The organism is Microbacterium sp. 05N427, from assembly GCF_056397105.1.
The window spans coordinates 97,564-119,139 of sequence record NZ_JBFTMT010000007.1 but is presented as its reverse complement, the minus strand read 5'-3'; the positions used below and the strand labels follow the sequence as shown (position 1 = coordinate 119,139).

General features: G+C 65.3%; 23 protein-coding genes. 19 read left to right on the top strand and 4 right to left on the bottom strand.

Annotated elements, in window-relative coordinates:
• The first annotated feature begins 8 nt into the window (after positions 1-8).
• The 6 genes from AC1DG4_RS08595 to AC1DG4_RS08570 all read left to right on the top strand — a co-directional run bounded on the left by AC1DG4_RS08595 (position 9) and on the right by AC1DG4_RS08570 (position 6,840).
• Positions 9-1,697 carry a phage portal protein gene (locus AC1DG4_RS08595; protein WP_477376917.1) on the top strand — a complete coding sequence of 563 codons (1,689 nt, stop codon included), beginning with the start codon at positions 9-11 and terminating at the stop codon, positions 1,695-1,697.
• Entirely contained in the window at positions 1,660-3,267 is a 1,608-nt protein-coding gene (locus tag AC1DG4_RS08590) for a phage minor capsid protein (protein ID WP_477376915.1), read from the top strand. Before AC1DG4_RS08595 ends, AC1DG4_RS08590 begins: the two co-directional genes overlap by 38 nt.
• Before the next feature lie 113 nt (positions 3,268-3,380).
• A complete protein-coding gene (locus tag AC1DG4_RS08585) occupies positions 3,381-4,094 on the top strand; it encodes a hypothetical protein (RefSeq protein ID WP_477376913.1) in 714 nt (237 codons plus the stop codon).
• Positions 4,095-4,104: 10 nt separating this feature from the next.
• Positions 4,105-5,295 (top strand): SU10 major capsid protein, encoded by a 1,191-nt coding sequence (locus AC1DG4_RS08580; RefSeq protein ID WP_477376911.1) that lies wholly within the window; start codon positions 4,105-4,107, stop codon positions 5,293-5,295.
• 79 nt (positions 5,296-5,374) lie between these two features.
• The gene (locus AC1DG4_RS08575) at positions 5,375-5,854 is read left to right on the top strand and encodes a hypothetical protein (RefSeq protein ID WP_477376909.1); all 480 of its coding nucleotides are present in this window, start codon (positions 5,375-5,377) and stop codon (positions 5,852-5,854) included.
• A complete protein-coding gene (locus AC1DG4_RS08570; RefSeq protein ID WP_477376907.1) occupies positions 5,854-6,840 on the top strand; it encodes a hypothetical protein in 987 nt (328 codons plus the stop codon). Before AC1DG4_RS08575 ends, AC1DG4_RS08570 begins: the two co-directional genes overlap by 1 nt.
• An 8-nt stretch (positions 6,841-6,848) precedes the next feature.
• Here the strand turns inward: AC1DG4_RS08570 and AC1DG4_RS08565 are convergent, their stop codons facing one another.
• Entirely contained in the window at positions 6,849-7,031 is a 183-nt protein-coding gene (locus AC1DG4_RS08565; protein WP_477376906.1) for a hypothetical protein, read from the bottom strand.
• 78 nt (positions 7,032-7,109) lie between these two features.
• On the opposite strand from AC1DG4_RS08565, the gene AC1DG4_RS08560 reads away from it, so the two are divergent.
• The 9 genes from AC1DG4_RS08560 to AC1DG4_RS08520 all read left to right on the top strand — a co-directional run bounded on the left by AC1DG4_RS08560 (position 7,110) and on the right by AC1DG4_RS08520 (position 16,666).
• The gene (locus tag AC1DG4_RS08560) at positions 7,110-7,466 is read left to right on the top strand and encodes a hypothetical protein (RefSeq protein ID WP_477376904.1); all 357 of its coding nucleotides are present in this window, start codon (positions 7,110-7,112) and stop codon (positions 7,464-7,466) included.
• Positions 7,463-7,921 carry a phage tail terminator protein gene (locus tag AC1DG4_RS08555; RefSeq protein ID WP_477376902.1) on the top strand — a complete coding sequence of 153 codons (459 nt, stop codon included), beginning with the start codon at positions 7,463-7,465 and terminating at the stop codon, positions 7,919-7,921. The genes AC1DG4_RS08560 and AC1DG4_RS08555 overlap by 4 nt, the downstream gene beginning before the upstream one ends.
• Positions 7,922-8,014: 93 nt before the next feature.
• Positions 8,015-8,722 (top strand): phage tail tube protein, encoded by a 708-nt coding sequence (locus AC1DG4_RS08550; RefSeq protein ID WP_477376900.1) that lies wholly within the window; start codon positions 8,015-8,017, stop codon positions 8,720-8,722.
• Between the two features lie 78 nt (positions 8,723-8,800).
• Positions 8,801-9,187 (top strand): DUF7426 family protein, encoded by a 387-nt coding sequence (locus AC1DG4_RS08545; protein ID WP_477376899.1) that lies wholly within the window; start codon positions 8,801-8,803, stop codon positions 9,185-9,187.
• Between the two features lie 257 nt (positions 9,188-9,444).
• Entirely contained in the window at positions 9,445-12,273 is a 2,829-nt protein-coding gene (locus tag AC1DG4_RS08540) for a hypothetical protein (RefSeq protein WP_477376897.1), read from the top strand.
• Positions 12,270-13,121 (top strand): phage tail family protein, encoded by an 852-nt coding sequence (locus tag AC1DG4_RS08535; RefSeq protein WP_477420208.1) that lies wholly within the window; start codon positions 12,270-12,272, stop codon positions 13,119-13,121. The genes AC1DG4_RS08540 and AC1DG4_RS08535 overlap by 4 nt, the downstream gene beginning before the upstream one ends.
• Positions 13,122-13,131: 10 nt before the next feature.
• Complete coding sequence (locus tag AC1DG4_RS08530; RefSeq protein WP_477376893.1) at positions 13,132-14,121, top strand: hypothetical protein; 990 nt, start codon at positions 13,132-13,134, stop codon at positions 14,119-14,121.
• Positions 14,121-15,896 carry a hypothetical protein gene (locus tag AC1DG4_RS08525; RefSeq protein WP_477376891.1) on the top strand — a complete coding sequence of 592 codons (1,776 nt, stop codon included), beginning with the start codon at positions 14,121-14,123 and terminating at the stop codon, positions 15,894-15,896. The genes AC1DG4_RS08530 and AC1DG4_RS08525 overlap by 1 nt, the downstream gene beginning before the upstream one ends.
• Before the next feature lie 122 nt (positions 15,897-16,018).
• On the top strand, positions 16,019-16,666 hold the full coding sequence (locus AC1DG4_RS08520; RefSeq protein ID WP_477376889.1) for a hypothetical protein: 648 nt from the start codon (positions 16,019-16,021) through the stop codon (positions 16,664-16,666).
• 490 nt (positions 16,667-17,156) lie between these two features.
• Here AC1DG4_RS08520 and AC1DG4_RS08515 read toward each other — a convergent pair whose 3' ends face one another.
• Positions 17,157-17,327 (bottom strand): hypothetical protein, encoded by a 171-nt coding sequence (locus AC1DG4_RS08515; protein ID WP_477376887.1) that lies wholly within the window; start codon positions 17,325-17,327, stop codon positions 17,157-17,159.
• Positions 17,328-17,460: 133 nt separating this feature from the next.
• On the opposite strand from AC1DG4_RS08515, the gene AC1DG4_RS08510 reads away from it, so the two are divergent.
• The 3 genes from AC1DG4_RS08510 to AC1DG4_RS08500 all read left to right on the top strand — a co-directional run bounded on the left by AC1DG4_RS08510 (position 17,461) and on the right by AC1DG4_RS08500 (position 19,326).
• Positions 17,461-18,138 (top strand): M15 family metallopeptidase domain-containing protein, encoded by a 678-nt coding sequence (locus AC1DG4_RS08510; protein WP_477420206.1) that lies wholly within the window; start codon positions 17,461-17,463, stop codon positions 18,136-18,138.
• Between the two features lie 35 nt (positions 18,139-18,173).
• Positions 18,174-18,497 (top strand): hypothetical protein, encoded by a 324-nt coding sequence (locus AC1DG4_RS08505; RefSeq protein ID WP_477376883.1) that lies wholly within the window; start codon positions 18,174-18,176, stop codon positions 18,495-18,497.
• Positions 18,498-19,092: 595 nt separating this feature from the next.
• Positions 19,093-19,326 (top strand): hypothetical protein, encoded by a 234-nt coding sequence (locus AC1DG4_RS08500; RefSeq protein ID WP_477376881.1) that lies wholly within the window; start codon positions 19,093-19,095, stop codon positions 19,324-19,326.
• A 27-nt stretch (positions 19,327-19,353) separates the two neighbouring features.
• Here the strand turns inward: AC1DG4_RS08500 and AC1DG4_RS08495 are convergent, their stop codons facing one another.
• Complete coding sequence (locus tag AC1DG4_RS08495; RefSeq protein WP_477376879.1) at positions 19,354-19,671, bottom strand: hypothetical protein; 318 nt, start codon at positions 19,669-19,671, stop codon at positions 19,354-19,356.
• 63 nt (positions 19,672-19,734) lie between these two features.
• On the opposite strand from AC1DG4_RS08495, the gene AC1DG4_RS08490 reads away from it, so the two are divergent.
• Positions 19,735-19,956 carry a DUF3263 domain-containing protein gene (locus AC1DG4_RS08490; protein ID WP_477376877.1) on the top strand — a complete coding sequence of 74 codons (222 nt, stop codon included), beginning with the start codon at positions 19,735-19,737 and terminating at the stop codon, positions 19,954-19,956.
• A gap of 178 nt (positions 19,957-20,134) precedes the next feature.
• Here AC1DG4_RS08490 and AC1DG4_RS08485 read toward each other — a convergent pair whose 3' ends face one another.
• Positions 20,135-21,517: an FG-GAP repeat domain-containing protein gene (locus AC1DG4_RS08485; protein WP_477421182.1), complete on the bottom strand. Its 1,383-nt coding sequence runs from the start codon at positions 21,515-21,517 to the stop codon at positions 20,135-20,137.
• Positions 21,518-21,576: the final 59 nt, after the last annotated feature.

Sequence of the window (21,576 nt, the reverse complement as noted above, 5' to 3'; positions counted from 1 at the left end):
GAGGCCTCATGGCTGACGCCACTGTCTGGCCCCCGCTCCCGTTCAACATCGCATTCGCCCGGTTCGCTGAGCTCGACGCCTGGTACACGGGCGACACGTCCACCCTGAACACGATCTACACCGGCAACAGCGGTGTCACGCATCAGGTCGGCGGCCGCACGTACCGCGGCGGTGTGATGGGCACCCTGTCGAAGTGGTTCTGGGGTCAGCCGGTCGCGCCCGGTGAGGACCGCATGAAGATGCACCTGCCACTCGCGGCGGACCTCTGCACTCTCTCCGCGGATCTGCTGTTCGGTGAGGCCCCGCAGGTGATGTTCCGTGAGCCGAAAGGCTATGTCAGCACCAAGGACGCGGAGGGCAAGGAAGTCCAGTACACGCACCCGGCGCAGGATCGCCTCGACGCGATCGTCGCTTCGGATGAGGCGCACGCGGAGTGGCTGCTCGGTGGCGAGTACGCGTCGGCGCTGGGCGGCACGTACCTGGCTGTCGCGTGGGATCCGACGATCTCGAAGCACGTGTTCCCGAAAGCGTACGCCGCGGACTGTGCGATCCCCATGTTCCGGCATGGTCGCCTCGCGTCGGTGCGCCTGTGGACGGAGTACACCGACGGGTCGACGATCTACCGGCTCATCGAGGAGCACCAGCCTGGGTACATCGAGTATTCGCTGTGGCGGGGCCGCGAAGGATCGCTGGGTGTGCAGATCCCGATCGGGACGCTCCCGGAGACGGCACACTACGAGCAGCTGCGCTCCCCGTCGGACGTGGATGCGCTCCTCAACCTCGGCATGGACCTCCCGCTGACCGTGAGTGTCGGCACCGGGTCGGAGCGTCTCGCCGTCGTGTACATGCCGAACGCGCGCCCTGTGCGCGACTGGCGCAAGATGGGCACCCTCGCGAACCTCGGCCGCTCGGATCTTGACGGCATCCAGGACCTGCTCGACAAGATCGATTTCGCATGGACGTCACTGATGCGCGATATCGACAACGGCCAGGGCCGCCTTGTCGTCGATGAGCAGCTGTTGACGGTGAACGGGCCCGGGCAGGGTGCCACGTTCGACTCGTACCGGCAGGTGTTCACGCCCGTCGGCGCTTCTCTCGGGAAGACAGCGGACAGCAACGGCCTGATGACGATCGTGCAGTTCAACATCCGTGTCGAAGAGCACATCCGCACGATCGAGGCGCTGAAGAAGGAGATCGCATCTGCGGTCGGCTACTCGGAAGCACACCTCGGGATCGACAAGGCCCGCACTGGCGGGTCGAAGACGGCGACCGCAGTGTCTGCGGATCTGTCGGACTCTGAACGTACCCGCGACAAGAAGGCCATGTACGCGAAAGCGGCCCTGTCGAACTGGGCGATGGTCGCCCTGGAGATCGACTACGCCGTGTTCGGTGGCGACACGCTCGGTGATATGTCGGAGCCGCCGGATGTGATGTTCGCGCCGGTGTCGCAGGCGGACCCGGAGAAGACGGCCCGCACGGTGCAGATGCTCGATGCTGCTCGCGCTGCGTCTCGTAAGGAGATCGTCCGCACTGTGCATCCCGATTGGGATGAGCAGCAGATCAAGGACGAGGTTGACGCAATCGGCGACGAGGAGAAGAACGCGGCACTAGCCCCGCCGATCATGCCGCCGTTCACGCCCTCGGGCGGCGACTCGATGAATGGGGAGCCGAACGATGGAGGACCCGCGCCCGTCTGATCGATACATCGACCGAGTGGTCGCAGCATATGCGGCTGCCGAGCAGGCGCTGCTCAACGAGTCGGCGAAGATCCTCCGGCGCGCTGCGGGCACCTTCACCGGGCAGTGGCATGCGCTCTCAGTGCTGCGTGCGCTCATACGGCGCACTGTCCCGCAACTGAGCGCGTTCGATCAGGTCGCACGGGACGGAATCGTCCTGGCCGCGCGTGAAGGCCGCGAGAACGCTTCTGGGCATGGTGGGGGTGGTGCTGGTAAGCCGCCGGCTCCCCCGGCACGTGGCGGTGGAGAGCCGTTCGACCTGTCGATGCCGCACGGTGAACGTGCCGCACAGGCCATCGCGGACGATGTGGTGTCACAGCTGGAGGATGTGCGCCGGCGGATCACCCGTCTCCCGGATGACGTGTACAAGATGATCTCCCCGCAGGCTGCCATGGGTCAGGTCATCGACAACGGCATCCGCGCTGAAGAAGCGCAGGCGGTCGCATGGCGTGTGTTCACCGAGCACGGGATCACCGGGTTCGTTGACAAGTCGGGACGCAACTGGTCCCTGTCCGCGTACATCGACATGTCGGTACGAACCGCGGCGATGCGGGCGTTCAACGACTCACACCTGCAGACCATGCGGGCTCTCGGCGTCCAGTACTTCACCGTCGCTCCGCACAAGAACCCGTGCCCGCTGTGCTTCCCCTGGGTTGGGACGGTGCTCGTAGAAGCCCTCCCTGACCGCCCTGTGATGCACGTGGACGCGACGATCGAGCAGGCCGTGGCCGCCGGGCTGTTTCACCCCAACTGTCGGCATGTGCTGATCCCGGTTTTCCCCGGCGTAACGGTCCTCCCCGACCGCACCCCGTGGACATCAGAGCTTCAAGCCGAGTACGACGCCACGCAGCGGCAACGAGCGCTCGAGCGCGAAGTTCGCAAGGCTAAGCAGGCGGAACGCGACGCCCTGACCGATGCGGCCCGTGCACGCGCACGCAAGGACGTGCGTCGCTGGCAAGCCGCACTCCGTGAGCATGTCGCCGCCCATGACGCAGCCCGCGACTCCCGTCGGGAACAGCTGAACCTCCGACAGGACCGCCACCGGCCCGCACCTACCGCGCCGATGACACGACCCGCTGTCCCTGAGGCGCCGTCGCCGAGGGATCCACGAGTCCGTGAGGCCCGGCTGACGCCTGGTGTTGACCGGCCCGGACGTGTGGATGTCCCAGACGGGCTCCATCTTGAAAATCACGAGCTCGGCACTGCACGACGTCTCGCTGCTGTCGGCATCAATGTCCGATGGAACGAGATCCGCCACGGCGACCACGTGAAGAACCTCGACGTGACGATCGACGGCGTGCCGTGGGAGTTCAAGAGCCCGCAGGGCGCTGGCAAGAGCACGATCTATCACCAGTGGGAGCGGGCCAGGGCGCAGGGTGCTGAACGGCTCGTGCTGGACATGGCTCGCACGCCGATCGCCGACGACGTCGCCCTCGACGAGATCCGGCGTCGAATCGCGCACGGCGGGCAGATCCGCACGGTCTTGTTCATCGCGCACGACGGCTCGGTGACCCGCGTCACCCGGACGTAAGAGAAGCGGCTGGGCTGTGCTCGTGCACTGCCTGCCGCTTCTCGATACCCAGTGTACTCCTCCTCGATCCACACAACCCCGATGCGGCCAGGTGCCGCGCAAGGAGCATCACCATGTCTACCCAGAACACCGATCAGAGCGCTGCTGGCGCTGCCGCGATGGTCGACGCCTCACAGGCGGCCGCAGATGCCGCTGCCGCCCAGCAGCAGAGCACTCCCCCGTGGGGTGACGACCCGACGAAGTTCGACCCCGACAAGGCGTGGAAGCTCATCGAGAACCTGCGCACCGATGCCACCGAACGGCAGACCAAGACCGATGCCGCAATCGCTGCAGCCGTCGAGCAGGCGAAGAAGGACACGCTCACCGAGTTCGGCCGCCTGCTGACCGGTGAGCAGGCTCCGGAGACGGATCCGGCGAAGCTCAACGAAGCGCTCACCGGCCTCAAGGGTCAGATCACCGAGAAGGACACCGCGCTCACCGCGGCGCAGGCCGAAGCGAAGGCCGGGCAGGTCGCACTCCAGGTCGCGATTCTCGGATCCCCTCTCGGTGCGAACATCCCAGCCCTGCTCTCCAATGAGCAGTTCAAGACCGCGATCGGCCAGGTAGAACCGACCGATCAGGCCGCCATCACGGCGGAGATCACGAAGGCGCTCCAGGCGAACGCCGCACTCAAGCAGCCCCCACGCCAGTCAGGCACAGGCGACCACACGGGCCCGACCGTCACCTCCCTGCAGCAGCAGCTCGCTGAAGCAGAGAAGGCGAACGACCTTTCAACCGTCATCAGCCTGAAGCGCCGTATCTCGGCTGCTAAGGCGCCCACTGCCTGAGGAGGCAATCATGGCCGGTATTTCCGGACTGGGGACGACCTACAATCTCCCCAACTACGTGGGTGAGCTCTTCGCGATCTCGCCCTCCAACACCCCGCTGCTGTCCGCCATCGGCGGTCTCACTGGCGGCAAGCAGGCGAACGCCCCGATGTTCACCTGGCAGTCCTACGACCTCCGCAACCCGTCGCAGCCGGCGGTCCTGGAGGGCCAGCCCGCCCCGACTGGTCAGAACCGTGTCCGCGGCGTCGTCGGCAATGTCTGCCAGATCCACCAGGAGAAGGTGACCGTCAGCTACACGAAGCAGGCGGCCGTCGGTGCGATCAACTCGCAGAACGTCGACACGACCCGTGGCAACCCGGTGCAGAACGAGCTCGACTGGCAGGTTGCGCAGGCTCTGAAGACCGTCGGTCGCGACGTGGAGTGGTCTTTCATCAACGGTGTCTACCAGGCCCCGTCGGACAACTCGACCGCTCGCCGCACCCGTGGCCTGCTCGCCGCGATCCAGACGAACGCGATGTCGATCGCTGCGCAGAACGCGGGCACTGGCCTGTCGGCTGCGACGACCGTCATCACGGAGACGGCGACGCCCGTGTCGAACGGCGACAAGGTGATCTTCACCGATGTCGGCGTCTCGACGGGCATCGTCACGGGCCGCACCTATTACGTGGTCGCGAAGGGAACGAATGCGTTCTCCGTGGCCGCGACCCTGGGTGGTTCGGCGATCACGATCGGCACCGCGACCGTGTCCTACTCCCGCCCCGCTGTGGCCGCGACCACCGTGGCCACGTACGAGAACCTATTCCAGCAGGTGTACGACCAGGGCGGCCTGGAGGACTCGGACCTCGCAACGATCATCGTCAACTCGACGCAGAAGCGGAACCTCGCCGCTGCGTACGCGGCGAGCTACGGCAAGTTCATCGAGCAGGACCGCAACCTGTTCGGCGTGAACGTGACCCGGATCGAGTCGAACCTCGGTTCGTTCAACATCATGCTCGACCGCTACATGCCGCAGGACGCGCTGATCGTCACCTCTCTCGACCAGCTGTCTCCGGTGTTCCTCGAGACGCCTGGCAAGGGCCACTTCTTCGAGGAGCCCCTCGCGAAGACCGGTGCGTCGGATGACGTGCAGATCTACGGCGAGATCGGCCTCGAGTACGGCAACGAGCTCGCGCACGGTTCGTACCGTGGCCTGCCGCTGTAACCACAACTGAACATCAAATAGCCGGCGGGCGGACTGCCAACGTGCACCCGCCCGCCGGCCTCAACCTGAGGAGGACGCCGTGACCTTCGTCGTACCCGATGCGCTCGCTTCCTCCGCGGACTACACGACGTGGACGGGGCAGACAGCGCCCGCGAACATCATGTCGATCCTCCGCTCCTGCACCGCCCTCGTGCAGGAAGCAACGAAGATGGACCGCTACGCAGTAGATGCATCGACTGGGCTGCCCACCGATACCGCCACCCTCACCGCGCTGCGCAACGCGACCTGCATCCAGGCTGCCGCGTGGGTTGCCCTGAACATCGACCCGACCACCGGCGGCGTGATCGTATCGTCGAAGGCTGTGAAGGCGAAGAAGCTCGCGACAGGGTCGATCGAGTATTCCGACGCTGAGGTACAGGCTGTTGCGAAGGCACGAGAGGCCGCATACACCGCTCTTGTTCCGGAGGCTGTTCAGCATCTCCGCAACCGGGGTCTCATGAGTTTCGCACCGCGCGCAGCGTGGGGGCCGCGGCTCATCCCGGCACCGTGGGTGCTCTGATGGTCGCGCCTGTGACGCTGACGTTCACGAACGCGACGGTCACACTCTCCCGAGTCGGAGACCTCGTCACCGCCGTCGTTTCGTACACGGCCGCCACGATCTCCGGATTCCAGGCGCTCCCTGTCGCGTTCCAACCTGCGGCCGGAGACCTGACGTTCGTGAGCACGGGCGACTACTCGGCACCGGGAACCGTCACCATGCAGGTGAGCGTGGTCGTCGGCGACGCGGGCATTGGTCTCTCCGGGTACAACAGCCCGCCCACGTCCCCGGGTTCTTTCATCGCACGGTGGCTCGCCGACCCGGCGACCTCCGACACCACCCCCTCTCCTGCTTCGACGCTGACATTCAGTGACGGGTCCACTGTGACGCTGTCTCGGGTCGGGAATGTGGTGACGGCGTCTGCTGTCGCCGGAACGAACCCTGGATCTGTGTTCACCGCGCTCCCCCTCACGGCCATGTACAGCCCGACGGGGAACGTCGCAGCGTACGAGTTCCGTTCCACCGGCCCCTACGGCGAACCGGGGAACTGGTTCATCACCGTCACCGAGACCCCGGCGCTGGGAAGCCCGCTCGGTGTGGGCATCGGCGCAGGCTCAACAGGTCCCTGGCCGCCGTTCACGGTGCAGTGGCTTGCGGATGCTGCCACCGCCCCACCTTCGACGGGTGACGACGAGCTCGACGAGTTCTACGTGCATTCCGTGCTCGTCGAGACCTATCTCGGCACGAACGGGTACGGCGAAGATACCTTCGCTCCCGCTATCGCGGTCGGCGGGTTCCTGGATGACTCTCGCAAGCTCGTGCGAGGCGCGGACGCTGAGCAGGTGATCTCCGAATCGCAGTTCTATACGCGGCCGGAGAACGGTGCCCGCTTCCCTGCGGAGTCACGAGTCACGGTCGATGGTGTGATCTCGCGTGTGATCCGCACGAACACGAACACGTCCGGGAACCTCGACCTCCCCGACCACGCGGTCGTCTCGCTGACGTAGGACGACGGTCAGCAGAAGATCTGCATCGATCCCGGATGACAGAGAACGACGATCTGGTCGCCGGTTTCGATGACGTGCCACCCACTCTGTTGGGCGCGCATGATGATCTCGCTGAGCGCGTCGTACCGCATCACGTCGTCGACGCTGCGACGCACGACGCCTCCCGTGGCGGTCTGCTGCGCGTTGAACATCTGATCCACCCAAGCTGACATGCGCCTCATCCTGTCGGACGCGGCGTGGCCGCCGCAACTCTCTCGGGGAGGCGCATCATGGCTGTCGAATGGGACACGGGTGGGTTCGAGGCGCTGCTCGACAACGTCGCCGCCGCCCTCCAAGACGTTGCACCGTTCGCTGTCGGGCGTGCCGCGGAGCACATCCGAGGCGTATCGACTGAGCTCGCCCCCGTCCTCACCGGCAACCTGCGTGCGTCGGCGGAGGTCAAGGCGACCAGCCACACGCAGGCCCGGGTCTACTACCCGGGCCCGTACGCCCGATACCAGCACTACGGTCTCGACTTCCGGCACCCGCAGGGTGGGCAGGCGCTGTACCTGCAGCAGCCGATGCTCACCGAGGCCGAGAAGTGCTTCCAGATCATGGCGGACACGATCCGAGAGGCGATGCCATGACCGACAGCCTCGACCTCCTCGACGGCGTCTCCGCGTTCATCGCCTCCCGCGTCCCCGGTGTCGCGTTCAACGCGTCGGGAACGTACACCACGGGTCAGACAGGCATCTTCCACATGCTGATGCCCGCAACCCCGGACGAGGTGGTCGTCCTCACATGGGTGCCGCAAGTCGACGACCCGTCGATGCCTCAGGGTGTCGGGCTGTTGCAGGTCCGGTGCCGGGGTGCCGCGAACAAGCCCCGCCGGCCGATCGAACTCCTCGATCAGATCGCGGTCCTGTTCCTCGGGAAGATGACGATCCCCCTCACCGCGACCATGCAGATCATGCAGGTCCGGGACCGTGTTCGTGCCCCTCTCGGCATGGACGAGTCGAAGCGGTGGGACTGGACCGACAACTACACGCTCGACGTGGCATATACGCCTACCGCTGCACGCCCCTCCGGCGGCAACTGGTAACTCACTCTTCCGCTGCCCAGTGCGGGACGCACCAACCGGTGCACTCTCCGCCCCCACGTGGGGGTGACCAACCCCTAACCACATGGAGGCATCATGCCCAGTGCATTCGCACGCCGTTTCAAGGTCGACGTCTCCGTCGACAACATCACCTGGGTCAACCTGAAGGGCATCAACGATCTCACGCCCAGCGAGAACGCGACCCTGCAGCCCGCGGACACGTACGACACGAACGGGTTCAACTCGTTCGAGAAGACGATGACCGGCGGCAAGCTCGTCGCGAAGGTCCTCCGCCCCACCACCGCCGGTATCCCGTCGGACCCCGGGCAGGATCTCGTCGATAACACGCGGTTCCAGTTCGGCACCGCGGCCCGCGTCTACGTCCGCTGGTACGACCGCAACGGTGGCACCGAAGCGTTCACCATGTACGCGCTCGTCGACTGGAACCAGTCGAAGTCCGGTGTTGCGGACCTCGACGAGGTCACGATCACGTTCACTGCTGACGGCGTGGTCTCCGCGATCACGAACCCGTACGCCGCCGCGGCAGTGCCGCTGCTCCTCAGCTTCAGCCCCGCGTCGGGTGCGTCGGTCGGCACGATGCTCACGGTTATCGGCACCGGCTTCACCGGTACGACCGGTGCCGCGAGCGTGAAGGTCGGCGCGACGAATGCAACCAGCTACATCGTCCAGTCGGACAGCCAGATCGTCATGATCGTCCCCGCCGGAACCGCGGGCGCGACGACCGTCACGGTCACGAACCCGATCGGCGCTTCTGCCGCCACCGCGTACACGCGAGGCGCCTGACCCGAGACGCCCCCACCGCCCCGTTACTGGGTCGGGGCGGTGGGGGTCACACAGCAAACCCAGCGAAGGAGAACCCCAGTGTCAGATTTCACCGACTTCAACGAGCTGTACGAACCGCTCGTCCTCCCCATCAACGGGAAGAAATACACGATCCCGCCGGTCTCGTTCGACGCCGGCACGAAGATCAACGGCATCGTCGATGGTGCCGAGAAGCTCTCCGATGAGGTGTTCTTCCGCCTCGTCCTCGGGGACCAGTTCGACGAGATGCACACCGACAACGTGCCCGCCGCAGCGATCACCCGCGCCGCACAGACAGCACTCGCCGACTTCAAGTACGGACGCGCCATGGCCGAGACCATGTGGAAGACCGGTGGCGACCCAAAAGCGATCCAGGAGAACGCTCCGAAGCCGAACAGGGCAGCAAGGCGGTCGAAAGTCACGGCCGCGGCGAGCAAGACCCCGTAACCGGGCTCTACGAGTGGTACGAGGACGTCCCCTCTACCGTCACCGCCCCGTCGAACCCCGTCACCTGGGCGCAGCTGTTCGAGGCGTGGGCGCTCATCGAAGCCGACTTCCAAGAGACGTACGGCATCGACCTTGAGGCGCGGATCCGAACCTGCTCCTGGAGATGGTTCGCTATCCGCTGCCTCGGCCTCCTCTCCTCCCCCGACACCCGCCTGCACCGCCGGTTCGCACCGGAACCCGAACAGTAGGAGGCGGCCTTGTCCACTACGACAGTCGGATCGATCGACGGCAAAGTCGATATCGCGATCGCTAAGGCGCTCGAAGCCCTCGAGACCGTCAAGCAGGCCGCCCGGTCCCTGGGGCAGGAGCACCCGACTGTCGATGTTGATGCGAACACCGGCAAGGCGCAGGCCTCCATGGCTGCAGTCGATGTTGCGGCGAAGGCTATGGGCCAGTCCGCTGCAACAGCCGGCGAACGGGTCAAGCGCTCCGCCAACGACGTGTCTGCCGCGCAGGCGAAGGTCGCTGCCGCCAACCGGGCCGCGGATGTCGCCTATGAGAAGGCCCGCGTCGCGCAGCTGCGACTTTCCGAGGCACAGGAGTCCGGCCGCGCCAAGGCTTCCACGATGGCCGCCGCGGAACTTGCCGCTTCGGAGGCACTGGACCGCCTGGAGAAGGCCAACATCCGGGCTACCGCCGCGGAGGAAGCACTCAAGGAGTCGCAGCAGGAAGCCGCGAACGCTGCCCTGAAGCAGGCTGCCGCGGAAGAGGTTGCTGCGAAGGCCACCGATAACGCCGGGAACGCTGCAGGGCGGGCGAACGCCCGCACCCAGTTGATCATCGCCGCAGTAGTGGGTCTCACCGCTGTCGCTGCCCCACTGACTGGTGCACTGCTCGGCATCGCTGGCGGTCTCGGCGGTCTCGGTGCAGCCGGTGTTCTCGGCATCATCGGTGCTGTCCAGGCGGTGAAGCAGGGCACCCAGGCCGGTGCGGAGTGGTCTGCGGGATTGAAGACTCTCAAGACGGACATGTCTGCCCTCGCGGCGACCGCCTCGTCCGGCCTGCTGTCCTCGTTCCAGCGTTCCGTCGCGCTCATCAACGCGTCGATGCCGCAACTGAACTCTGAGGTTGCGGGGTTCACCCGGATCCTCGGCACCGCTGGGGTTTCTGCGTTGCAGGGTGCGATCACTGCCCTTCACGTTCTCAATCCGTTGTTCGTGCAGGGCGCTGGTGTCGTTCAGGACATGGCGAACGGGTTCGCTTCGTGGGCGTCGAACGGTGGCCTGCAGAAGTTCGCATCGTATGCACAGTCGGTGCTCCCGCAGGTGATCGGCACCATCGGGTCCCTCGTGTCCGCGATCCTCCATATTGCGGAAGCGACCGCGCCGATCGGGACCGTTGTTCTCGGCGTGCTCGACGGGCTCGCGAATGCGATCAACGCGATTCCCGTCCCCGTGCTGACGGTGATTGCCGCTGCCGCGATCTCTGGCTACGCAGCATTCATGTTGTGGAAGTCTGTGCCTGCGGTAATCTCCGGAGTCACCAGTGCGCTGTCAACGGCCAGTGGTGCCGCTACCGGCGTGGCTGGCGCTGTCGGACGTTTCGGTGCCGCCGCCGTTATCGCAACTGCCGCTCTTACCGCACTCTCGATGGCGAATGAGGCGGGTGTTGCGTCCACCGCTGACCTGGCGAACGCGCTGAAGACAGCAACAAATTCCGCAGAGGTGTTCGCGAAGGCCGCTCAAGGTCACGGTGTAGAGAACCTCATCCGCGGCGACGGCATGGATGATCTCAAGAACCTGCCGAAGCTGATGGACGACGCTTCCGTGGCGTGGACCGACCTGAACCTGTCTCTCGGTCAGACTGCGGCGTTGGACCGCATTGGTGACATCGGGAAAGCGATGTCGAACCTGTCGACAATCGACATGTCCCGAACCGTGGAGCAGTTCAACATGCTCGCTAAGGGCATGAACAATGCACAGGCTGGCGAGTTCCTTAAGCGCCTCGGCCCAGAGTTTCACGACGCCCTGGCGCAGACCGCGACAGGGATGGGCATTGCCGCTTCGGATGCGAACCTCCTCGCGATTGCGACCGGCAAGATCGGCCCTGCTGTTGAAGCAGCGCGGGCTGGCATGCAGGCTGCTCGCCCTGCCGCTGATCGCCTGGCAGAGTCTGCCCGTGGTATCGGCACGGCCGCTGAGCATTCGGTGGACGCGCTGAATGCGCTCGCCCAGGCGTCGTTGGGGAACGCCCAGGCTGATCTCCACTACCAGGAGACCCTGACGCAGACGAATGCGACACTGAAGGAAGCCGCGGGGAACTTCAACACCACGACCGAAGCCGGGCAGCGCAATATGGGCGCGTTGTACGACCTCGCTGGTGCGGCTTTGTCAGTAGAGGACGCGCAGCAGAAGGCGGGAGCTTCGACCACTGACATCGCCGCGAAGATGCGGACCGCTCATGACCAGTTCGTGAACGCTGCGATCGGCGCGGGGATGGCGGCGGGGGATGCAGAGAACCTGGCAAACAAGCTTGGTCTCATCCCACCGAACACGACTGCGAACGTGACTGCGAACACGAGCGCGGCGCAGGGCGTGATCGACTCGTTCATCAATCGCAACGATGGCCGGGTCGTCACAATCGTCACGTCGGTGCAGGGCCAGTACGCGCAGGTCGCCGGCCAGTTGGGCAAGTCCACCGCATACGCATATGGCGGGACCGCGAACGTCCCTGGTGCCGCATATGGCATCACTGGCGGCACAGTCCGCGGCAACGGGTCTGCATGGTCCGACACGGCCGGTATGTACCGGCTCGCGAACGGCGAAGAGGTCGTCTCGAACACCGCAGGGCAGGCGGGCCGGTGGCGGTCCATGCTGAAGGCGATCAACCGGAACGACTCCGCAGGGCAGGTCGCGGGTCAGGCGGCACGTATCGCGGGAGTCACGCAGCCTGCGACGGCAGCAGTGTCGGGTGGCGATATCTATGTGACCGTCCAGGTCGCCGGCGTCCAGCAGGAAGACCCTGCGGTTCTCGGACGAATCGTCGGCGGAGATCTGAAGCGAGCTCTCGCGGGGGTGAAGAAGTGACCTCTTCGGTGACGATCGCAGGGATCATCATGTTCGGCGTCAACCAGCACGCCGACAACGTCATCCAGATCGACGGACAGTTCTTTCAGGACTGGTACTCGATCTCCGACTCGAAGTCCGACGTTCGAGAACGACCATCGAACAATGGCGCGTTCGGCATCGATCGCGACTATCGCTCCGCGCTCCCGCTGACCGCGAACGGACGCGTCCGAGGGGCAGGTTGGGCTTCGCAGCTCGCCTTGTTGCGGTCCGCGCTCGGCACTGGGAAGTCGGTCACGGCAACGGTGACTGACGAGCTCGGGGTATCGAACCGGAAGGTTTCAATTCGCCGCTTCACGCCCGTCCCGAACCCGGGCGCGAGCATCCTCGAGTTCGAAGTGATAATGATCGCGACGGACCCCCTGATGTACGGGGCAACCCAGTCGGCTGCCGTTGGCGTCCCCACGGCCGGCACAGGACAGCCCTGGCCCCAGGTCTGGCCTGCCCCGTGGGGCACGCCAGGCAACAGTGGGCGTGTGACCGCTGCGAACGTCGGCAGCCAGGCGACGCCGATGACTCTCACAATTGCCGGTGGTCTCGATGCCGGTGTGGAACTCGTAGAGATCACAACCGGATCACGGCTGGTGCTGAACCGCCTCATCCCGGTCGGCTCCAACGCCGTGTTCGACGCATCGGTCGGACGCGTGTACCTCGATACGCCGACGAATGACATCACCGGGTTCGTGACCCGCCGGGATTGGGACGGGTTTCAGATCCCCGCGTTCGGCCAGTCGATCGTCCAGTTCAACCCCCTCGGTGCGCAGACGGGCACCCCTACGCTCACGGTCACGTGGGCTCCCGCGAACTGAAAGGCACCTCATGACGCTTCGGAACTCGTGGCCCGGGCCTACCGGCGTGACGTCAACTACCGACGCACGTATCGTTCTCGCGGGCCTCGTCGAGGGAAACACTTCCGGTGTGGCCCGCGCCGGCGTTTTCCCGACGAACCTGTCCCCAATCGTGACGGCACGTTCGGATATGAACGTCAACATCGCGGCGTTCCAGGGGCTCGCTGTGCAGTTTGGCGGCCCGATCCTGATCGCGAACGATGGGACCATGCAGCTCCCCGCTGTCCTCATATCGCCAGCGTCGGGGACGAATTACTACGTCGTGTACTCGAAACAGAACGAGCAGACCGCGCCGGGCACCGATGCCAACAACTTGCCTCTGTTGGGTGCCGCACTATCGACCGTGTCGTTTGCCGCGGCTCGCGGGACGCTGCCCACCGGTGCTCTTGAACTTGCCACCGTTCAGGTGCCGGCTGGAGTGGCCGCGACGAACGCGGTCGGTGTCACGATCACCCAGACCGCTCAGTTCACGGTCGCTGAGGGTGGCGTGCTTCCCGTTCGGAACAGCACGGAACTCAGCACCTGGGCCCCCGCGGATGGTTCCCTCGCGGCGCAGATCGACACTGGCGTCCTGTGGGTGCGACAGAGTGGCGCCTGGGTCGCCGCCTCCACGATCACCTCCGGAAACATCACGACGATCGGAACGAATTGGGCGGCAACGGGAACCTCCCCTTCGCCTTACCAGCCGCGGTGCGTTCGGCAGGGCAACATCGTCACGATGTACGGCGGTGTCACCTCTGCAGCCGGGTTCAGCCCAGCCAACATTCTGACTGTGCCTTCGCCCTTCGCCCCACCTACCACAAGTATCCGCCCGATCGGTACGACCGTCGCGAGCAACGGCAGCATCTGGGAGTTGTTCTTGTCGTCCGGAGTCCTCCAAGTCGCCGCGGGATACGGTTCCGGCGCGATGGTCGCGGGCATGGTTCTGCCACTCTCTGGCCTGTCTTGGACTATGGACTGATGCGGTGGTTCATCGCTGACCTGCTCACGGGCCGCGACATTGCCGACGTGCAGGTCATGGATACGTCGTCCTGGGCGCGGTCGATCAACAAGCCGGAGGTGCTGACGGCGAAGCTCGACATGCGCGACCCGGCGACTATCGCTCTGAAGCCTCGCCAGACGATGGCTCCAGGGCGTACCGTGCTCGCTTGCGCCGCCGGCGACACGATCCTCGCCGCGGGTCCGATCTGGACCCACGGATATAACCGTGATGAGAAGACCCTCACGCTGGGTGCCCTGGGAATGTGGTCGTACTTCGATCACCGGTTCGTGCTCCCGCTCGCCGCTGCGACGATCGCCACCGACCAGTTCATCGTCCCAGACATTACCGCCGCCGGGAAGACGAAGCCGAACCCGACTGTCGCTACCTACCTCACGGGCCTTGAGTACGGGACGATCGCGAAGCGATGGGTGCAGCAGGCGCAGGCATGGACCGGCGGGAACGTCCCTGTGCTGTTCGAAGCAGACCGAGTCGGCACCCGCGAACGGAACTTCGAGGGTGCCGATTTCAAGAACCTCGGCACCGTCCTGTCGCAGCTGTCTCAGGTCGAGGGGGGCCCCGATATTCGGTTCTCGCCGCAGTTCACTGCGGACATGCTGGGCATCCAGTGGGTCATGCAGACGGGCACCGACGCGAGCCCGCTTCTCGCATCGCCAACGGTGTTCGAATGGGCACTGGACGTTCCGGATTCTCCGGTCTCGGCATTTCAGGTCGACATCGATGCGACACACCTCTCCTCGACGTCGTGGGCGGCCGCCGGCCGTTCCGCCGACACAGTGCTGGTGTCCCGTGCCACGGACAGCACCCTGACGGATCTCGGCTACGCGATGTTCGAGACACTGGACTCCTCGCACTCGAGCGTGTCCCAGCAGGCGACCCTCGACGGCTACACCGCCGAGGCGACACTCCTCGGGCGTTCCGCGGCTGACCTGTGGTCCTTCGCCGTGGAGGCCAACCGTCAGCCGTTCCTCGGCGCGTACTGGGAAGGAGACTTCTGCACGCTCACGATGGGCGACTACGGGTCCGCGGCGTACACCCCCTGGCAGGACCCGGTAACGAACTGGTGCAAGAACCCCAGCTTCGAGACGGACGTTGCCGGATGGTCGGTCCAGAACGCCGCGGTAGCCACCCGAGCCACCACGCAGGCACACCGAGGTACGGCCTCCATGCAGGTCGTCACCCCTGGATCTGTCGTCGCCGAAGGCGTGTTCGTGACACCTACCGTGGTCCCGGGCATGGCGGTCGGCAACCCCTGGTGCGCGTCCGTGCAGGTGTTCGCACCGGCTGGCGCGACCATGGAGGTCATCGCGAACACCGTCGGCACCGGCGGAGTCAGCCCTACAGTCAGTTTCACCGGCACGGGGGCGTGGCAGCTCATCTCCGTGCCGAACGCCATCGCCGCGAGCACATCACCGTACATGTTGATCCGCACGCGATCCACCCCTCAAGCGGTCACCTTCTACGTGGACGAAGCGCTCATCGAAGTGGGTGTCTCCGCCCCGGGGCCGTACTTCGACGGATCCGGTGGATCATCCGGGCAAACTGACCTGGAGCTGTACAGCTGGACTGGCGCGCCGAACGCATCGCCCTCCACCTATCAGATCCGCACTCGGCAGGAGTACAACGCCGGCGACCCATACCTGTTCGAGGGCTCTCCCAATCAGCGTCGCATCACGGCGATGTCGGGGGATGCGAAGGGGCTCAAAGTGGCAGTTACGACACAGGCGGTGATCTGATGGCCGGTGGATACTTCTCACCGCCGCTAGGCGAGTACGGCGAGGTCGTCGCAGAACTGCAGCGGCTCGCGGAACGTCTCGCCGAGCTGGAGGCCCCAACGGGCACGAGCTTGAACTCTCTCGTGGCGCAGGTGCAGGAGGCGATCGCGAATATCAACACGACGGTGACTGCGGCGATCAGCGCGAACTCGTACACGAAAACGCAGATCGATTCGAAGATCGCGTCCCCCGGCGGGATCTCGCCGACCACCGTGACGGCCTCGAGCGATGTTTCGTCCAGTGGACAGGTGTCCTCGAACGGTTCTCCGTTGAAGTCGCAGCCGTCATACAACTACTCGGTGGTGACAAGCTACAAGGGCGCATGGATCGACGGTGTCACGTTCCAGATCGGCTACTCGGCATCGTCCGAGCGGGTGAAGACCGACCTGCAGCCTCTTGAGGACTCCGGGATCTTCGATCTGACGCCCTATTGGGGGCGGTATGTCTGGGATGACCCAGCATCGGCTCCGAAGGTGTTCCTCCTCGCCCGCGAAGTGCAGCAGGCCGGGTTCGGCCCGGACGTGGCGCCTGTCGTCGAAGGTGAACCGCTCATCATGCGCGGCACCGACGGGGAACCGATCCGCGTCGACGACCAAGAGGTCGTCATCCCGGTGGGTGAGGCGTACACGATCAACTACGGGCAGCTTGTGGTCCCGCTGATCGCCGCGGTGCAGTCGCAACAGCATCTCATCGAGCAGTTGACCGCCCGACTCGACACAGCCGGTCTTTAGGGTGCGAACGGGCGGTCACACTCCGGGTGGTTTGGATCTGGCAGGGTGATCGTGAAGCAGATCACTGGCAGACACGAGGTGTCGTTGCCACTGTCACCGCTGTTTGCCTGGGACCCCGCCGGGCATCGAATTGGCTCGGGCGCCGGCGCAGGTTGCGGCTCGGCGGGCGGGTCTGCTGGCTCCGGCGCGCTCTGCTGGGTATCCGTCGGCGTTGTCGCGTCGTCTGGTGCAGGTGCCGGCTCTGCTGGTGTCGAAGGAAGAACCGGGGCGGGAGCGACCGTCGGTGTCGGGGTGGCTGTCGGTGGCACAGTCGGGGTAGGCGACGGCGTCTCGGTCTCCGTGACCGGAGTCGGTTCTGGCGCGCCCCCTGCGCCCTGCGCCGTCACCCCGAACACGATCAGCCCTGCGATCACGACCGCGGCGCCCACCGTGCTGAGCCCGGTGACGAGCAGCTTCTTGTTCATGGACGCCACCGTACACGATCAATCGTCTAATCACTAGACGCAATTCGGTTGTACAGGGTGATGACCGTCATGCGCGAAAGTCCAGTTGCGTCCACGATCTGATCCCACGTCGCTCCCTGTCTTCGCGCCTCTTGAACCAAGATGGCGCGCTGATCCCACGCGATACGCAGTGCGACCAGCTGAGCGAGAGCATCCATGTTTACAGTCTAATTCCTGTACACAAGAGTGCCCCGACAGCGCGCCGATCACCCTTTGTTGTTGTCTTCTACCCCAACCGGCCCACTCTCGCCCGAGGCGGGCCGGTTGCATCTCCGGAAAGGAGGAGCCGATATGGCTGCTTACGCGAATGGCGAGATCCCACTGTCGGTGCTCATCCGAGTACCGGGGCAGGAGAACGACGACGCCTGGCTGTCGAACGCGACGTGCGCCCGATGGCTGGCGTTGAAGAAGGACGTCTACGACACCTACGGGGTGACGATCTGGATCGTTCCCGGCTACAACGCTTACCGCCCGCTCGCGAACCAGGAGTACGCGAAGCAGCGGGCGATCAACGAGGGGCGCCCACAGGACGCAGCCAACCCGGGGACGTCGTCTCACGGCGGTGTATACATCCAGTGGGGCAGCCCCCGGAACGGGCAGGCGTCCCTCGCGATCGACGCCGGCGGGTACGAGTCGCTCAACCGTGCCGACTGGTACGCGATATGCCGCAAGCACGGCTTCGAGCCGGGGTTTTTCGACTGGGAGCCCTGGCACATCATCGACTGGGATCCGCAGATCGGCGTTCCCGGCAAAGACAGCACCACGAGTCCTGAGGAGGACGAAATGAACTTCATCAACATCCAGGGCAAGTCCGGCGCGCGGCGCGGAGGCTGCTACGCCGTGTTCAACATGGGCGGCGGGAAGTTCGCTGCCGAGTACATCGGCGCGACCAACCTCGTCGCCGGCCCACTTGTCACCGATGAGGGCGCGATCGGGCGTCTGCAGGCGCGCATCAGCGGACTCGCGTGATCGTCGCCCGCAACTGACCTGAGAGGGTGACGCCTGTGACTGAACCTGAGCCCTCCGGGTGGGAGCTGATGCGCGCGATCGAGTCGCTACGAAAGTCCGTCGATTCGGCGGTTGCTGGCATGGTCACGCAGGCGACGTTGGCGATCTATCAGCAGGCCCAGAAGGAGAAGGACGACAGGCAGGACGCCCGAATCCGTGACCTTGAACAGGCACAGGACGAACGTCGCAAAGCACGCGAAACCGAACAGACCGAGCAGCGGACGACCCGCTCAAGACAGAACTTCGGGATCATTCTCGCCCTCCTCACCGGAGTGATCGGTCTCGTTGGCGCGCTGATCTTGAGAGGAATTCCTGTATGACCGACCCGAAACCCACCCGCGATAGCGGGCGAGTATGGCGAATCGCAACGGTCACGGTGATCAGTCTCGTCGCTGTGGCCGCGTTCGCTGGCGCGGTATGGCTGGCCGTGACGACCCAGGAGCTACGCGATCAGCTCGCCGCATCTCAGTCGAACGCGCAGAAGCTGTACGTGCAGCTGCTCGACGAGGGTGTCCACCCGAAGGGACAGCCGCCATCGCAGGTCGCACCGACGCCGGGAGCTAAGGGCGATCAGGGGCCGAAGGGCGACAAGGGAGACCCCGGAGGCCCTGGCCTGTCTATCAAGGGCGACAAGGGCGATCCGGGGGCTCCAGGCGCCCCGGGGGCTCCCGGTCAGGACGGGCAGTCCATCCAGGGCGAACCGGGCCCACAGGGGTCTCCTGGCGCGGACTCAACCGTGCCCGGGCCTGCCGGACCCCAGGGTGCGCCCGGTGCCGCGGGCCCAACTTGCCCCGACGGCTTCACGTCAACTCTCCTCTGGGTCGACGCCGCCGCGACTGAAACCGACAAGCCCACCCATCAGCAGATCATCGCGTGCGTTCCCACACCCGCACCAACCCCTTGAAAGGAGCTCTCATGAGCAACCCCACCCCTGAGCAGCCGCCCCTCGGCCGCGTCATCACCAACCCCACTGCCCGCAAGATCGTCTACGGCGCGTACGCGATCGGCGCGTTCGTCGTCGGCGGTGTCGCCGCGTACTTCCTCGGCACCGGTCACCCCCTGCCGGAGATCGTCGTCGGCGCGCAGGCTGTCGCCGCTTACGCAGGCATCGGTATCGGTGCTCTCGCCGTCGCCAACACCAACAGCTGAACAACGCCCAGAACCCCCGCCCCGGCATCACGCCGGCGGCGGGGGTTTTTCGTCGTTTACAGACACGGCATTGCCCCACACCCAGCACCGGAACGTCTTGTCACGGATCGTGAACGAGATCCCGGCTGCGTTCGTCGTCGTCCGATGAATCCAGCACTCCGTGTGATGCGGGATAGCCCCGAATCGGACCCACGCCTTCGCCCGAACTGGTTTCGGGTAGATCGTCACCGGCGTCACATCCAGATCGAGTTCCTTCTCCGTGAGCGTCTGGAGCGGGTTCTCGCGGGCGATCTTGAGCAGGAAGTGGTCAGCTGCCGCTTCGGCCTCACGCTGACTCGTTCCCATCCCGGAAGTCTAAACCGAATCGAACATGCGTTCTATGTCCGTGGTTGGTGCGAGCATCTCCCCATGACTCCCGCCGAACTCCTCGCCTTCGAAGCCGCCGATCCCGGATGGTCCAGCAACAAGGAGATGCGGATCCGGAACCAGCTCGGGATCACTCCCCCGCGGTATGTGGTGCTGCTCGAGCGGGCCGCGGCGAGCCGTGAAGGGCAGGCGGCGGACCCGGTGACGGCTCACCGTGTGACCGGGTACACGCCAAAGCGGGTCCGGTGGGAAGCGGCTGCGTGAACCAGATCCATCGTTTACTCGTCGAATTGCCCATCTTGTTGGCTCCAACCGGGTCTAACCAAACCCCGGAATCATGCGGATCGTTAGCCCTGATGAGAGCTGGTTAGACAGCGCCCAGTATCGCTTCAGTCTGGGTTCGAATCCCAGCGGGGGCACGATGGGCGCATCGCCGCGCCGATCAGCTGATGAAACGGAATCCGCCCCAGCCGTTGCCGATCTGCTGGCTCGAGGCGACCGTGCCCCACCCGCTCCCACGGTAGAGCCAGAGCGTCTRGTCGGTGCCGTTGCGGCCGACGATGTCGGCGTTGCCGTCCCCGTCGTAGTCACCGCCGCCGGTGAGCGTCGAGAACATGTTCCAGCCCCAGCCGATCTTCTGCGGGGCGGCGAATCCGTAGGACGTACCGAAGTAGCCCCACAGCACGCCGGTCGTATCCCGGGCGATCAAATCTCCGCGTCCGTCGCCGTCGAAGTCGCCGGCGATCAGCGCCGTCATCCCGCCCCAGCCGACACCGATCTTCACGGGAGAGCCGAACCTGCCGTTGCCCAGACCGGGATAGGCGTAGAGCGCGGCATCGGGCCCTCGGGTGACGAGATCGGGGTCTCCGTCACCGGTGAAGTCCACTCCCCCGGTGAGAAGACTGTAGGAGGAAGTCCATCCGGATCCGACCTGGGTCCCCGAGTAATGGCTCGAGGCGTCGCCCCCGTAGAAGTACAGGCTTCCGTTCGTGCGGGTCTGAAGGAGATCTCCGGCACCGTCGCCGTTGAAGTCGCCGTGCACGATCGCGGTGGTCGTATCCCAGCCGCTGCCCAGGGTGTTGCTCGTCAATCCCGTAGTGCCGTTCGGACCGTAGCTCAGGTACTCGACGAGGTAGCCGTCGTTGCGCACACCGAGCAGATCCGACCTCATGTCGCCATTGAGGTCGAACGGGCCGTTCGGCGTCTGCGAGCCGCCGCGGTACTCGAAGTGATTGTGATCGCAGGAGTCGTCGAACATCGTCCACTGCGGAGGGACGGTCGTGCGGGGACGGCACTGGTACTGGCCGAGACCGGCGGGCGCCGGAAGCGCCGTGAACATCGAATTGATCAGCGCGAGATCCTGCGGGGTGTTGCCGGTCGACCACACGCCGTTGACGCGAGAGATGTCGACGGCGTGCCCGCCGCCGGTGCGCCAGTGATAGCTGCTGGTGCCGATCGCACTGAGCTCGCCGGTGCAGAACCTGTTCAGGGAGGCGACGTGCAGAGTGAACTTGCGGTCGACGATGACGGTCTTGAGCGCCTGGAGGATCACGGGATCGACGCTGCAATCGCGCGTCTGGCCGCCGATCACATGCGAGAGCATCGCACCGTTCGCGTAGCCGCGAATCTGCGCCATCGGCTCGGGATTGCCCGTGAGCCTTCCGCTGCCGAGGATCTGCTGCGCGAGCGTCTGCGACGCGGTCGGCGGGACGGTCGCCGATGCGGCGTTCCACGGCAGGACGATGCCTCCCCCCGCGAGGAGCGCGACGGCGAGCGCCGTCAGGATCGGTCGCCGTGTCGATTTCCGCTGCTTCAKTTGCTGCACACTTTTCAATATATTGCGACGGAGGGGCGATCCATGCTCTCCGGCAGGGTTCCGGGGCG